The organism is Bordetella sp. 02P26C-1 (assembly GCF_009763255.1).
Lineage (GTDB): Bacteria > Pseudomonadota > Gammaproteobacteria > Burkholderiales > Burkholderiaceae_B > Bordetella_A.
The window spans coordinates 127,454-141,696 of record NZ_WSJB01000001.1; the positions used below are offsets into that span (position 1 = coordinate 127,454).

General features: G+C 61.3%; 13 protein-coding genes. 5 read left to right on the plus strand and 8 right to left on the minus strand.

Going from position 1 to position 14,243, the window contains the following annotated elements:
- Window positions 1-11: 11 nt before the first annotated feature.
- From ettA to GOQ28_RS00565, 3 genes are all read left to right on the plus strand, one after another.
- Window positions 12-1,685, plus strand: a complete 1,674-nt coding sequence (ettA, locus tag GOQ28_RS00555; RefSeq protein WP_160351910.1) for an energy-dependent translational throttle protein EttA — start codon at window positions 12-14, stop codon at window positions 1,683-1,685.
- A 9-nt stretch (window positions 1,686-1,694) separates the two neighbouring features.
- Window positions 1,695-2,228, plus strand: a complete 534-nt coding sequence (locus GOQ28_RS00560) for an isochorismatase family protein (protein WP_160355014.1) — start codon at window positions 1,695-1,697, stop codon at window positions 2,226-2,228.
- Window positions 2,229-2,373: 145 nt separating this feature from the next.
- Entirely contained in the window at window positions 2,374-2,598 is a 225-nt protein-coding gene (locus tag GOQ28_RS00565) for a glycine zipper 2TM domain-containing protein (protein WP_160351912.1), read from the plus strand.
- A 176-nt stretch (window positions 2,599-2,774) separates the two neighbouring features.
- Here the strand turns inward: GOQ28_RS00565 and GOQ28_RS00570 are convergent, their stop codons facing one another.
- From GOQ28_RS00570 to GOQ28_RS00595, 6 genes are all read right to left on the minus strand, one after another.
- Complete coding sequence (locus GOQ28_RS00570; RefSeq protein WP_160355015.1) at window positions 2,775-5,117, minus strand: ankyrin repeat domain-containing protein; 2,343 nt, start codon at window positions 5,115-5,117, stop codon at window positions 2,775-2,777.
- Window positions 5,118-5,359: 242 nt separating this feature from the next.
- On the minus strand, window positions 5,360-5,596 hold the full coding sequence (locus tag GOQ28_RS00575) for a hypothetical protein (RefSeq protein ID WP_160351914.1): 237 nt from the start codon (window positions 5,594-5,596) through the stop codon (window positions 5,360-5,362).
- A 93-nt stretch (window positions 5,597-5,689) separates the two neighbouring features.
- Window positions 5,690-5,959 carry a cell division topological specificity factor MinE gene (minE, locus tag GOQ28_RS00580; RefSeq protein WP_160351915.1) on the minus strand — a complete coding sequence of 90 codons (270 nt, stop codon included), beginning with the start codon at window positions 5,957-5,959 and terminating at the stop codon, window positions 5,690-5,692.
- A 3-nt stretch (window positions 5,960-5,962) separates the two neighbouring features.
- Window positions 5,963-6,778 carry a septum site-determining protein MinD gene (gene minD, locus GOQ28_RS00585; protein ID WP_160351916.1) on the minus strand — a complete coding sequence of 272 codons (816 nt, stop codon included), beginning with the start codon at window positions 6,776-6,778 and terminating at the stop codon, window positions 5,963-5,965.
- Window positions 6,779-6,894: 116 nt separating this feature from the next.
- Complete coding sequence (gene minC / locus GOQ28_RS00590) at window positions 6,895-7,728, minus strand: septum site-determining protein MinC (protein WP_160355016.1); 834 nt, start codon at window positions 7,726-7,728, stop codon at window positions 6,895-6,897.
- Between the two features lie 8 nt (window positions 7,729-7,736).
- On the minus strand, window positions 7,737-9,500 hold the full coding sequence (locus GOQ28_RS00595; RefSeq protein ID WP_160355017.1) for a glutamine--tRNA ligase/YqeY domain fusion protein: 1,764 nt from the start codon (window positions 9,498-9,500) through the stop codon (window positions 7,737-7,739).
- Window positions 9,501-9,619: 119 nt separating this feature from the next.
- Here GOQ28_RS00595 and GOQ28_RS00600 point away from each other — a divergent pair, with 119 nt between their 5' ends.
- A complete protein-coding gene (locus GOQ28_RS00600) occupies window positions 9,620-10,963 on the plus strand; it encodes a cytochrome ubiquinol oxidase subunit I (RefSeq protein ID WP_160355074.1) in 1,344 nt (447 codons plus the stop codon).
- Window positions 10,960-11,988 (plus strand): cytochrome d ubiquinol oxidase subunit II, encoded by a 1,029-nt coding sequence (locus GOQ28_RS00605; protein ID WP_160355018.1) that lies wholly within the window; start codon window positions 10,960-10,962, stop codon window positions 11,986-11,988. The genes GOQ28_RS00600 and GOQ28_RS00605 overlap by 4 nt, the downstream gene beginning before the upstream one ends.
- A gap of 56 nt (window positions 11,989-12,044) precedes the next feature.
- Here GOQ28_RS00605 and GOQ28_RS00610 read toward each other — a convergent pair whose 3' ends face one another.
- Both GOQ28_RS00610 and GOQ28_RS00615 read right to left on the minus strand, forming a co-directional pair.
- Window positions 12,045-13,460, minus strand: a complete 1,416-nt coding sequence (locus GOQ28_RS00610) for an ATP-binding protein (protein ID WP_160355019.1) — start codon at window positions 13,458-13,460, stop codon at window positions 12,045-12,047.
- 13 nt (window positions 13,461-13,473) lie between these two features.
- Complete coding sequence (locus GOQ28_RS00615) at window positions 13,474-14,175, minus strand: response regulator (RefSeq protein WP_160351922.1); 702 nt, start codon at window positions 14,173-14,175, stop codon at window positions 13,474-13,476.
- Between the last annotated feature and the right edge of the window lie 68 nt (window positions 14,176-14,243).

Here is a 14,243-nt window from a genome sequence, read left to right on the forward strand (position 1 = left end):
TTCACGAGCCCATGGCCCAATACGTCTACACCATGAATCGCGTCGGCAAAATCGTGCCGCCGAAGCGTCAGATTTTGCGTGACATCTCTCTTTCGTTTTTCCCCGGCGCCAAGATCGGCGTGTTGGGCCTGAACGGTTCGGGCAAATCGACACTGCTGAAGATCATGGCCGGCGTGGACAAGGAGATCGAGGGCGAAGCGATCCCGATGCCGGGGTTGAATATCGGCTACTTGCCGCAAGAGCCGCAACTCAATCCCGAACACACCGTGCGCCAGTCCGTGGAAGAAGGCCTGGGCGCGGTCGTCTCGGCGAAAAAACGCCTCGATGAGGTGTACGCCGCTTATGCCGAGCCGGACGCGGATTTCGACGCGTTGGCCGCCGAGCAGGCTGAACTCGAAGCCATCATCGCCGCCGCTGCCTCCAGCGGTGCCGACGATATCGAACATCAGATGGAAATCGCCGCGGACGCGCTGCGTCTGCCGCCTTGGGACGCCACGGTGGGCAATCTGTCCGGTGGTGAAAAGCGTCGCGTAGCGCTGTGCCGCTTGCTGCTGTCCAAGCCCGATATGCTGCTGCTGGACGAGCCGACCAACCACTTGGACGCCGAAAGCGTGGAATGGCTGGAGCAATTCCTGCATAAATTCCCCGGCACCGTGGTCGCGGTGACTCACGATCGCTACTTCTTGGACAACGCCGCCGAATGGATCCTGGAACTGGATCGCGGACATGGTATTCCATGGAAGGGCAACTACAGCTCGTGGCTGGAGCAGAAAGAAAACCGCCTCAAGCAAGAAGAAGCCTCGGAATCCGCGCGCCAAAAGACCATCAAGAAAGAATTGGAATGGGTGCGTCAGAATCCCAAGGGCCGTCAAGCCAAGGCCAAGGCCCGTTTGGCGCGCTTTGAGGAACTGTCTTCCTACGAATACCAGAAGCGCAACGAGACGCAGGAAATCTTTATTCCCGTGGGCGAGCGCCTGGGCAACGAAGTCATCGAGTTCAAGAACGTCAGTAAGGCTTATGGCGATCGTCTGTTGATCGATGACCTGAGCTTCAAAGTGCCCCCGGGCGCGATTGTCGGCATCATCGGCGCCAACGGTGCTGGTAAGTCCACGCTGTTTCGCATGATCGCTGGCCGCGAGCAACCGGATTCGGGTACCGTCGAGCTGGGTAAAACCGTGCAGCTGGCTTTCGTCGATCAATCGCGCGACTCGTTGGAAAACAACAAGTCAGTCTTTGACGCCGTGTCGGATGGCGCGGACTTGATCACCGTGGGCAAGTTCGAAATGTCTTCGCGGGCTTACCTGGGCCGCTTTAACTTCAAGGGCGCGGATCAGAACAAACAGGTCGGGCAGTTGTCGGGCGGTGAGCGCGGTCGTCTGCATCTGGCCAAGACGCTCGTGGCGGGCGGCAACGTGTTGCTGCTGGACGAGCCGTCAAACGATCTGGACGTCGAAACCCTGCGCGCGCTGGAAGACGCGCTGCTCGAATTCCCGGGCAGCGTGATGGTCATCAGCCACGATCGCTGGTTCCTGGACCGTATCGCCACGCACATCCTGGCATTCGAGGGCGAGTCGCAAGTGGTGTTCTTCGATGGCAACTACCAGGAATACGAGGCGGACAAGAAGCGCCGTCTGGGCGAAGAGGGTGCCAAGCCGCGCCGTCTGCGCTATAAAGCTCTGAAGTAAAGGAACGCCATGCTGCTCGATGCCGCCGACTCGACCGTATTGATTGTGGATATGCAGGAACGCCTGATGCCCGCGATCATGCGTGCGGAAGACTCGGCGGTTCGGGCGCGGGTGTTGGCTCAGGGCGCACAGCTGCTGGGCGTGCCTGTGCTGGCGACGGAACACAATGCCGACGCGCTAGGCGCGACGATTTCCTCGTTGCAAGGCTGCGTGCAGTCGGTTTTCCACAAACGTCACTTTTCCGCCGCTGGCGAGCCCGGTTTCGAGGCTTGGTTGCCGCCCGGGCGCAAGACCATACTGGTCGCCGGCTGGGAGTCGCACGTGTGTGTATTGCAGACGATACTTGGCTTGCAGGCGGCCGGCTGGCGGCCCGTGCTGGTGGCGGATGCGGCCAGTTCGCGTCACCAGTTTGATTACGACATCGGGATGCGGCGCATCCAGGCCGCAGGCGTCCCGCTCATCACCACAGAGATGGCCCTTTTTGAGTGGATGGGGTCTTGTGACCACACCCAGTTCAAACAGGTGTTACGGTTAGTGAAATAGCAGCTAACATTCCCCAGGGATGTCTTAGGGTTTGTCCTACCCATCGATACAATTTCTGGGCTTCCCTCACAGTCAACCCCTCTTCTTTTTGAGATTCTGAGAACTCGAAATGGCACGTGCTTGGAAGCGTGCATAGGAGCTTGTTATGAAAAACGTGAAAACTCTCTCGAAAGCTGGGTTGGCTCTGATGCTGGCGGTGTCCATGGCCGGCTGTTCATCTTGGGACAACATGAGCCGTCGTCAAAAGAGCACGGTCGGCGGTGCGGCCGCCGGTGGTCTGGCTGGCGCCGTGATCACCAATGGTGGTGTGCTGGGTACCGTCGGTGGCGCTGCACTGGGCGGCATCATCGGGGACCAAGTCGGAAAGTAATGCTCCGCAGCGTGTGCGTCTCGGGAAAGCAGAGCCCGGGGCTTGCTCGCAAGAGAGTGACAGAGCAGTATTTGTTGCGTAGCACCCCAAAATTCGGATGAAAATCAGTTTTTGGGGTGTTTTCATTGGGCGTTCGCGCTCTGCGGCACGGTCCAAGCTATGGCGTGCGCTGGCGGTTAGATGGTCGCATTGGTGCTGCCCTTCGCCTTCGCGAGCCGTTTCGTGGCCAATTTGTCCCTCACAACCGTCAATGCCAGCCCTAGTGTAGAGCGAGCATCATTTTCCCCATTCTCATGCAGGGAGCGCATCGCCCCAATGAAATCGGCGCCGGCGAGGATCATGCGTTGGGCCGCCAGGCGATTGCCGTCCCGCGCTAAAGTCATCAGTGCGTCTTCTGTAGGAATACCAAGGTTGATCAGCGCGCGTAATTTCGCATCGTTAGCGGTATCTTCGGCTAGAGGGTTGATCACCGAGGAAACCCGAATTGTGGAATAACGAAGAGCGGTTTGGGTCAAGAATGCCACTTGGGCGGCTTTGAAGTCGACCGGCGTCTCATGATCATGCGCCAGGTGTAACAGGGCTTCCAGTAGAATGCCGGGCTTCTTGAGTATCAAACGAAAAGCGCGGGTGTCTTGTAGGTGCTGGGCCGCGCGCAGCAGTCCCATCGGCCAGTCTGCGCCTATCGCTTCTAGTAATCGTCCATCGCTGTCCGAGAGATCGCCTAGCGCATCATGGATATTGACACCGGCGGCGAGCAGCCGCCCGGCGACCTCGGCTTTGTTGTCTCGCAGCAGCTGTTTGATCGTAGCCCCGCCTCCTTCGGCACCCAAGTGCAGCAGGAGGTTCGCCAAAGACAGGTCATTGCGTTGTGCCGCTTCGGCGAGGGCGCCGGTGCCCTTGCTGACCGACGAGAACATTTGCTCGGCCCGTTTGAGATCGCCATTCTTCACGAAATCAAAAATATAGGGTGTCAAGGGGTCGATTCCCCATAATCCGGATTCGCGCATCGGGACGACCAAGCCGTACAGTGTCGCTTTATCGAGGACGCCGTGCCTCCAGCCCGTCATGATTTCTCCGATCATTTCATGTGGCGATCCCAAGCCCGTTTCAAGCAGCTTCGTGGTTCCGGCGCCCCGATGCGTCATGAGGATGCGCCTTAAATCGGTTAGAGCGCGGTAGCTTTTTAGCAGCCATGCCGCTTCTCCCGGTTTTCCCTCCTCGCAGGTATCTGCTATGACCTTCCGTCGGGCTTGGTCGGGGAGCTGATCAACTTCGAACTTACGTTCACGCAAAGCGTTGATGATCTTGGCGACCGACGGATCACCTTCGCTCAGCTGGTGAGGCGGTACGTAAGCGGCCAGCAACGTGGCGATGGCATCGCGGTCTTTACGCCAGGCGGGTCCCAAATTCTTGAGCAGCGTGCACGGCGCCATGCCGGCTTCCATCAATGTTGTCAGGGCCGTGACGCGGCCTTCTGCCAGCAGACTTCTCAGCACGCTGTTATTGGGCTGCTTGAGCCCGGCCTGATATAACCTTCGCAAGGTCACGACATCGCCGCAGATCAACAGCTTGGCCCACAGCGTTGTATCGCTGATTTGCCCTTCGAGCAGTTTCAGCAGGCGGCTTATGCCGACCTCATCGTTAAGTTCGATAAGCTGTAACAAGGTGGCAACCGCAGCGGGCGATGTCGGATCGGATAGTCGTCCATTCACTCGTGTGTCGACGGCGATGAGCCTATGCGCGTCCTCCAGCGCGTCAGCGTGAACCAGCTCACGTAGCACAGTCTGCACATCCGCGCCTCCCATCACCAAGGTCGACAACTCCTGGACAGTGCAAGTGCCATTTTTGAAGCGGGCCAAGATCAGCGCGGACCCGCTGGCACCTAGCAGGTGCAATGCTCTGACGGCATTGGTATGTGCCATCCTGGCCGCTAAAGACAGGCCATCAGACAGGTTTGCCCCCAACGACCGTAGCATGGCCAACCCTTCGGCACGACCGCCGGGATGAGAGTCGAAGTGCAGGAAATCGACCATGGCCGACGTAGGGTTGGCGCCCGCTTCAACCAATCGTTTTGCGGCTAGTACGTGTCCATTTTGTGCGGCCGCGCAGAGCGCGTCCTCGAGTCTGCCGTGTACGCCGGTCTCAAGCAAGGCCTGCACGAGATCAGGGTCGTCGCGAAGCCCGGCGACGGCATGCTCCAATGGAGTACGGCCCTCGTCGTTGCGTGTGTTGACCAGGTCGAACCCCCATTGGTGATTTCGGTGAGCAATGTCGAGGGCGATAGCGCGGCAGCCGCGTCTGACCGCCACATGGAGGATATTTTCCCCGTTATCGAAAAGCCCGTTCGCGGACTCCGCGAAGAGGGGTCCGGACAATTCCCAGAAAGCCGCGACGTCGTCGCTAGCCAGGGCCTTCTCAAGAGCCTTGAGCGCTCCCGGATCAGGAGGTGTATCTTCGCGAACGCTGCCGGGCGTGACGGCGGGTACGAAAGGGGATGCGCAAGGCGAAACAGGTCTCATAAATCGACGCTTTGGAGAAACAGTGGCCGCATGGATCCATGAGCGCTGACCGCAGGGTCAACGCTTGTGGATTACCAATCGGAGAGACGTCACTGGTTCGCCGGCTTCGATGAAGGAGGAAACCTGCGCTGGAAAGCGGGCAGCCATCAGGCACAGTGACTGATGGCTTTGTAACGGCTACTGGGGGCGAGTTCCGTCGCGCGTAAGGAGAAGCTTGGCTGGCGCGGGCTGCTAACCGTTGTTTAACGGCTATTGACCCAATTCTCGGCGTCCTGCACAAACCAGGGCAGGTTCAGTTTCTCGCCTTCACCGGCCTGAATGGTCAGGCGCTGGCCAGACTGCGTGTGGTCGGGCGGCGTGGGGTCGGCGCGATAGTCCACCGGATCCGGCTGACGGGATGGCCCGTTGGCGCACGCGGCCAGCATGATGCCGGTCGCTGCCAGAACGGCGAAACGCAGGGCGGGGCGCAAGGGCTTCATCGTGTTGGTTCCGGGTTTTAGGGGGACAGGCAGGGGGACTGCACGACGGAGGCCTGGTGCGGCCTCCACCGCGCTTCGATTGTCGCCAGAGGCTTAAGCCTCTTTGGCTTCCTTCTGAGGCATTTCGATTTTCACCTCCAACACTTCGAGGGTGTCCTGACGTTCCAGCTGTACCTTGATGTCTTCAGGATTGATGTTCACGTACTTGGAAATCACGGCCATCAGCTCTGCCTGCAGTTGCGGCAGATAGTCAGGCGACGTACCGCGCCCAGTGCGTTCGTGGGCCAGGATGATCTGCAGACGCTCCTTGGCAACGTTCGCGGAGGTCTTCTTCTGGCCAAGCAGAAACGACAGGAAAGACATTGCTTACTTCCCTCCGAACAGGCGCTTGAGCAAGCTGGGTTGCTTGTAGTCCGTGAAGCGCAGGGGTTTTTCTTCACCCAGGTAGCGCGCCACCACGTCCTTGTAGGCTTCTGCGACGTCGGTTTCGCGCAGGTGAATGGCCGGCAGACCTTGGTTGGAGGCCTGCAGCACCGCTTCGGACTCGGGAATCACGCCGATCAGCTTAATGCGCAGGATGTCCTCGATATCGGTCAGGGACAGCATTTCGCCATCATTGACACGCTTCGGGTTATAGCGGGTCAACAACAGGAATTCCTTGATCGGTTCGTCGCCTTCGATGGCGCGGCGCGATTTCGCCGACAGAATGCCCAGGATGCGGTCGGAGTCGCGCACCGAGGAGACTTCCGGGTTGGTCACGACCAGCGCGTCATCGGCGAAATAGGCCGCCATCAGCGCGCCCGCCTCGATACCGGCGGGGGAATCGCACACGATGTAGTCGAAGCCCATTTGCTTGAGTTCTTCGATGACCTTGCCCACGCCTTCTTGCGTCAGCGCGTCCTTGTCGCGCGTTTGCGAGGCGGGCAGGATGAACAGGTTCTCGAGGTTCTTGTCCTTGATCAACGTCTGTTTGAGCGAGGCTTCGCCCTGGATCACGTTGACGAAGTCATACACGACGCGGCGTTCGCAGCCCATGATGAGATCCAGATTGCGCAGGCCGACGTCGAAATCGATGACGACGGTTTTATGGCCGCGCATGGCCAGACCGGAGGAAAAGCTGGCGCTCGTGGTGGTCTTGCCAACGCCACCTTTTCCGGAAGTCACCACAACAATTCGTGTCATGACTGTTTAACCCTTATGTTCGAATAAATCGCGTTATCGTAAAGCAAAAAGCCATAAAAGGCTTCTTACAAGATGAGACCGGTCGTGTTTAAAACGGGCGGCCTTTCGTCACAAAATCATTTTTTCAGCGCATCGACGCGCAGCGTTTCGCCATCGAGCGATACGAGCGCGGGCTGATTATGCAGCGAACTGTCGAGTTTGGCTTCCACGACGCGGTACACCCCGGCGATGGCCAGCAGCTCGGCGTCGAGCTGTGTGGTGAAAATGCGGGCCGACGTATCGCCGCGCGCACCCGCCATGGCCTTGCCGCGCAACGGGCCGTACACGTGCACGTTGCCATCGGCGATGACCTCCGCGCCCTGGCTGACCATGCCGATCACGACGAGGTCCGTGTGGCGCGCGTACACGCGCTGACCGGAACGCAGCGGGCGCGTGATCACCATCGCCGTGCTGGGCGCGGCGTGCTCGGTTTGCGAGGCCGAGGCGGCTTTCGCTTGCGTCGCCGTGGCCGTGTCCTCGGTCGTGGTGGCGGCCGGGGCCGGCGTAGGTTTGGTTTCTAACGCGCTTGCCGCGACAGCGGGCACCGGGGTGGCAACATGATTCGCGGGCGCGACTTCCACGGCGGGCGCGGGCCTGCTGACGGGCGTGGACAGCTCCACCGGCGCCAGCCCAGCTGCCTTCGCCGCAGCGAGGTTCGCGCCTTCGGCAACTACGCCTATCGAGGGCAGGTTGTGCTCGCGCAGGGCGGCCAACAGCGCGGGCCAGTCAATCGGGTCTGCGACGCGGCTCGCGTCGATCACCACCGGCTCGTTTTCGAAAAAGCTGCCCGCGTCGGCCATGCGTTGCTCGAGCGCCGCGACCAGCTGCTTGAGGTCAGCGCTATGCAACACCACGCGGATCGCATAGAGCGTGGCGCTTTTGAAATCCAGGGCTAGGGAATCTGTAGTCATGGCGTCGCTCAGGCCGCGGCCCACGAGTCACGCAACGTGACGACGCGGTTAAGCACCGGCGCTTGCGGCGTGGAGTCTTTGCTGTCGGCCGTGAAATAGCCCAGGCGTTCGAACTGCCAGGTCGCCCCAGGGGCGGCGATGGTGCCGGGTTCCAGCCAGGCATTCACGGTTTCACGCGACTTCGGATTCAGATAGTCGAGGAATTCCTTGTCGCCGGCATCCGGATGCGGATCGGCGAACAGACGGTCGTACAGATGCACTTGCGCCGGCACCGCGTGTTTGGCGCTGACCCAGGTGATGTTGCCCTTGACCTTGACGCTGTCCGCGCCTGGGGTGCCGCTCTTGGTGTCGGGCAGATATTCGGCATGTACTTCGGTGATCTGGCCGGATTCGTCCTTGGTAAAGCCCGTGCAGCGCACCACATAGCCGTATTTCAGACGAACCATATTGCCGGGGAACAGGCGGAAATACTTCTTCGGCGCTTCTTCGCGGAAGTCATCACGCTCGATCCACAGCTCGCGCGAGAACGGAAATTCGCGTTTGCCGGCCTCCGGATCGTGCGGGTTGCGCGGGGCGGTGCAGAGCTCTTCTTGACCTTCCGGATAGTTGGTGATGATGAGCTTTAGCGGATCCAGCACCGCCACCGAGCGCGGCGCGACGGGGTCGAGCTCGTCGCGAACGGCTTGTTCGAGCAGGCTGTAGTCGATGCGCGAATCGGATTTCGACACGGCCGTCCGGTCGCAGAACAGGCGGATGGCCGAGGGCGGATAGCCGCGGCGGCGCATCCCGAACAGGGTCGGCATGCGCGGATCGTCCCAGCCGTCCACGTAACCCTCGCGCACCAGCTGTAGCAGTTTGCGCTTGCTGGTGACGATGTAGCTCAGGTTCAAACGGGCGAATTCGTACTGGCGCGGCAGCGGTTCGGCCAGTTTGCCGAGTTCGGCCAGTCGCGCCAGGATCCAGTCGTAGAACGGACGCTGGTCTTCGAATTCCAGCGTGCAAATGCTGTGCGTGATGCCTTCGAGCGCGTCCTCGACGGGGTGCGCCCAGCTGTACATGGGGTAGATGCACCACTTGTCGCCCGTGCGATGGTGCGTGGCGTGACGCACACGGTACATGACCGGATCGCGCAGGTTGATGTTGGGCGAAGCCATGTCGATCTTGGCGCGCAGCACCAGGCTGCCGTCGGGATACTTGCCATCGCGCATCTCTGCCAGCAGGCGCGAGGATTCCTCGGCCGGGCGGTTGCGCCAGGGCGAGTCCACGCCTGGCTCGGTCAGGGTGCCGCGATTCAGGCGTATCTGTTCCGGCGACTGTTCGTCCACATAGGCATGGCCGGCCTGGATCAGCGCCTGCGCGAATTCGTACATGAATTCGAAATAATCGCTGGCGAAATACAGGTTCTCGTTACCGTCGGCTTTCCAGTCGAAGCCCAGCCATTTCACCGCCTCGATGATCGAGTCGACGTATTCCTGGTCTTCTTTTTCAGGGTTCGTGTCGTCAAAGCGCAGATGGCAGACGCCGCCATATTCCTGCGCCAGACCAAAATTGACGCAAATGCTCTTGGCGTGGCCAATATGCAGGTAGCCGTTGGGCTCCGGCGGGAAACGGGTGCGGATGCGGGCGGGGTCCGGCTGGCCCTGGGCCTGCACAGAGGCCGGGCCGGGCACGCCAGCCCAGCGCTTGCCCTGATAGCGGTTGGCCTTCAGGTCATCGTCGATGATGTTGCGCAGAAAATTGGTGGCGGCAGGCGTGTTGGAAGCGGTGGTCATGCTATGAGTGTAATCAAGAGGGCATGCAGCAAAGGATCAATTTTGCCACGTTCGCTCACCAATGCCTGCGTTATCCCGGGTCCCCGGATGTGAAAACAGGCTCTACACTACCGGCCATCATGGATATTGTCCCCTTATTGCTGGCCCGCATTCAGTTTACGGCCAGCCTGAGCTTCCTCGCGCTGTTCCTGGCGCTGGCGTTCGCGCTGGCGTGGTTTCTGCTGTTTTTCAAGCTGCGCGCGCACGCGACCGGTGCGCCGGGATGGACGGCCGCGTATCGGTTCTGGGTGCGTTTTTTCGCGCTCGCGTTCGTGTTGGCGTTTGCGTCGGCCTTGCCCGTGCTCATCCAGCTGGGCAGCTTGTGGCCCGGGCTGATGGAGAAAATCGGTAATGTCGCCGCGCCACTGCTCAGTTTTGGCGTGCTGTCGGTCTTTATCCTGAAATCCTGCTTTCTGGGCGTGATGCTGTTCGGCCAACGGCGCGTATCCAACACCGCGCACACGTTCGCCGTCTTCATGGTGGCCGTGGGGCAGTCGGCGGCGCTATTTTGGATGCTGGTGCTGCAGTCGTGGGTGCAGACGCCGGCCGGCGCGACGCTGATCGATGCGCGTTACCGGGTGCTGGACTGGGGCGCCATCATCATCAATCCCTCCTTGCCGTGGAATCTCAGCCTCATGGTGCTGTGGTCCGCTTTGGCAGCCGCGTTCCTGATGTTGGGCATCACCGCGCTGCAGGCGCTGCGCCGCCCGTTGCAGGACGGCGAACGCTGCACGTTCAAAACTGCGCTGGTCGTGGCGATGGTGGCCTCCACCTTGCAATTTCCCGCCTTGGATGGCGCGGCAAAGGTGATGGCCGAGCATCAGCCGGCCAAGGCGGCCGCGGCCGCCGGCTTCTGGCATAGCGGATCGGAGCCGAGTTGGTCGCTGATCGGCATCCCCGATAGCAGCGCGAAGAAACAGCACTACGACTGGCCTGTTTATGCATTCGGCGCCGCATGGCTCGGGCACGATGACAAGAGCGGTTATCTGGGCCTCGATAAATTTTCCGGCATGCGTCCGCCAGTCGGACTCACGTTCTGGTCGCTGCGCGTCATGCTGCTGCTGGGCGCCTTGATGTGGCTTGTTTCCTGGTGGTGCGGTTTGCGAACCTTGCGGCGGCACTTGGATCCCAGCGCGCTCTCGCCACGATCGTTACGCCTGCTGGTCGGCATGCTGTATTCAGGCGGACTGGTCGTGCTGTGCGGCGGCATCTTTTCCATGGTCGGCATGCAGCCGTATGCGGTCAATGGCGCCATCACGCAGTCTGAAATCCTGGGCACGACCAGCACCACCAAGTTGGCGCTGGGCCTGGTGGGCTACGGTGTGCTCTATGCGGTGTTGATCGCCGCGTTTAACGGCATGCTGTTTCATGCCGCGCGCTATGGCGTGGTGCCTGTGCGCAAACCCGGAGGTCAGTCGTCATGATCGAGATGCTTGCCGCCTCGTTGGGCGTGAGCGCCAACGATCCGACATTCTGGATTCCGCTGGTGTTTATCTGCATGCTGTTTTTGCTGATCCTGGGTGGGGTCCTGCTCGACGGCTTCGATATCGGCGTGGGTATTCTTTTGCCGCTGGCGCCAACGGAAGACCGCGGCCGGTTGATGAGTCTGTTGAGCCCCTGGCGCGATGCCAACGAATTTTGGCCTCTATTGGGCATCGGGCTTTTCGCGGCGGCGTTTCCGCTGGCCTGGGGCGTGATCTTCGGCAAACTCTACGGACCCTTGGCGCTGCTGGCGATGGGCATGGTGCTGCGTAGTGTCGCGTTCGAATTTCGTATCCGCGCGCGCGATGAACTCAAACCGCGCTGGGTCTTCGCGTTCTGGCTGGGTTCGGTCGCTACCGCATTCGGCCAAGGATTGATACTGGGGCGCATCGCAACCGGCTATCAAACCGAGGCAGGCTATGGTTGGTTCACCGTGGTCATGGGCTTGTGCGTCATCGCTGCCTATGTGCTGCTGGGCGCGGCATGGCTGGTAATGCGGGTTGATGGCGATCTGCAGCGCCGGGCGGCGGCGTGGGGCCGTCATGCGATACGGTGGACGGCGGTCGGCATGGTGGCCGCTTCGGTCATGTTGGGCCTTGCCAATGCCGGTATCTTTTATAAATGGAGCAACCCGACGGGCTTTGCCGTCGTGGCGACCGTCTGGGCCATCATGCTGCTTTGCTTCTCGGGCTTGGAGATGCGATTGGCGCGCCTGCCGCAAGCAGAGCCTTCCCAACATTGGGTGCCCTTCGCGCTGTGCCTTTTGCTGTACTGGCTGATGCTGGCGGGGCTGGCCTATAGCCTGTTTCCCTATCTGATTCTGGACGATATGACGATCTGGGATGGCACCGCCGCCGTGGAATCGATGCGCTTGGTGCTAGCCGCCGCCGTAGTGGGATTGCCAGTCGTTTTAGTGTTTAACCTGTGGGCCTACCGGTCGGTATTCGGCAAGGCCAAGCGCGGCTAAACGTGGCGTTGTGACGCGCCTGGCCGAGATGGCAAGGCGCGCCGCGTGTCACAGTATCAACCCTGTAGCGGGAATGTGATCCGCACCAACAGTCCGCCGCTGGCGGCCTCCGCTAGCGTCAGCGTGCCGCCGTGTGCGCGCGCGATCGCTTCGGCCAACGCCAACCCCAGTCCCACGTTTCCGGTGCGCGTGCGTGCATCGTCGAGGCGCGCGAATGGCCGTAAGGCTTCCGCTCGCCGCTCGGGCGCAATGCCAGGCCCGTGATCGGCCACATCCAGCACCGCGTATTGGCCTTCGTTACGCAGACTGATGTCGATGGGTGCGGCGCCATGATGCAAGGCGTTGCCGATAAGATTGTCCAGCAAGCGCCCCAGTGCCACCGCGTCGGCTTGAATGTTCATGGGCTCGTCCGGCATGTCCAGCGTGATGGCGGTGCCGGTGCTGGTCCATCCCGCCACATGATCGGCCAACCAATCGGGCAAGGCCAGCGGCGCATAACGATAGGCCGTCGGATCCGTGCCGCGTACGAAGCCGATGAACTGATCGACCATGCGCTGCATATCCTGGAGGTCTTTGCGCAGCCCCTCTTTGAGGGCGGGATCGTCGGCCATCTCGACCCGTAGCCACATGCGCGACAACGGGCCTTTCAGATCGTGGGGCAGGCCCGATAACAAGGTGCGGCGCACAGAGTCCGATTCCGCCAGGGCGTCGAGCATGGCGTTAAAACGCTCGCCCAGTGCGCGTGTTTCCTGTGGCCCGGAGGGATCGACGCGCTGCGGCTGACCGGCGGCCAACTGATCGGCGGCATGCGCCAGCCGCGTCAATGGACGCGTGATGTGCCAGGAAAAACCGGCCGCCAACAACAAAATAAAGCCCAGCCCACCCAGCCAGACGGCGATCATCGGCGTACTGAACGACGGGTCCAGCCGTTCGAGTGGGATCACCAGCCATTCACGCAAACGCGGGGCGTCTTCGCTGTCCGGGTTGCGCGCCAATGAGATGAAAATTTCCGGCTCCGGTCCGTGCGACAGGGCAACGCGCGTGCCGTCGTTCAAGCGGGCATTCAGTTCCCGGATCGGGCCACGCAACTCCCGCCGTAGCGGGTCGTTCGAGGCATGCGCATCGGCTCGTCCATCGCCGGGTGGGCGCCCGGACGGTCCTGGGGGCGGGCGATAAGGGCGCTGCAGCTGGGCATCCGGAGGCAATGTGCGCGACCACAGCCGCCACTGATTCTGCGAGGCATTACGGACGAATTCCGCGCGGTCTTGCGCCGGGACTTGCGACAAAGAGGCGCGCAACGTGCGTATGGTCGTGGCGATATAGCCGATGGCCACTTCATCGAAAAACTTGTCGCGGTAGTACGAAACTGTCGCTAGTGTGGCCGCTTGCGTCAGCAACACCGCGCCCAGCACGAGCAAAAACAGCCGCGCATGTAGCGAGCGCGGCAAGAGGAATTGAGCAAGGCGACGCATGCGAGAGAACCGTTCAGGGCGCGAATCGATAGCCGATTCCCCAGACCGTTTGGATCCAGCGAGGCTGCTTCGGGTCTTCCTCGATCGCGCGCCGGAGGCGCAGGATGGCGATGTCGATGGCGCGGTCGTTGCGCTCGCCGCTGTCGTCGTCGCGCGCCAGCGCCAGCAGGCGCTCGCGCGACAGCGGTTTGCCCGCATTGCGCACCAGTGCTTCGAGCAGATTGATTTCCCCACCGGTCAGCTTGACCACTTCGCCGTCGCGCAGCAACTGACGCAACGCCGGGTCGAACGTAAACGGGCCAAACGTGACGGGCGCATCCTTGGTCAAGGCCGACGGTCCGCGCTTGCGGCGCAGCACCGCCTCGATGCGGGCCAGTAACTCGCGCGGATCGAACGGTTTGCCCACGTAATCGTCTGCGCCGGCTTCCAGCCCGATGATCCGGTCCACGGCTTCATCGCGCGCGGTCAGCAGGATGACGGGTATGTCTTCACCCTGTTCGCGCAGACGGCGGCAGGCATCGGCGCCATCGCCGCCTGGGAGCATGCGGTCGAGCACCAGCAAATCGGGGGAATAACGGGCGATGCGGGCAGCAAGGTCGCTGGCATCGGGCGCCAGCAAGGTGTCGTAACCGTGGCGATTCAGATAATCGGCGAGCAGTTGTCGCAACGCGGGGTCGTCATCGACGACCAGCAGCTTGGTATGAGGCGTGTCCATGTCGCCATAGTGGCCGGGGAACCGGCAACGGGCAAGGGGGTCGAAACGAATTGAAATATAGCGCGAAT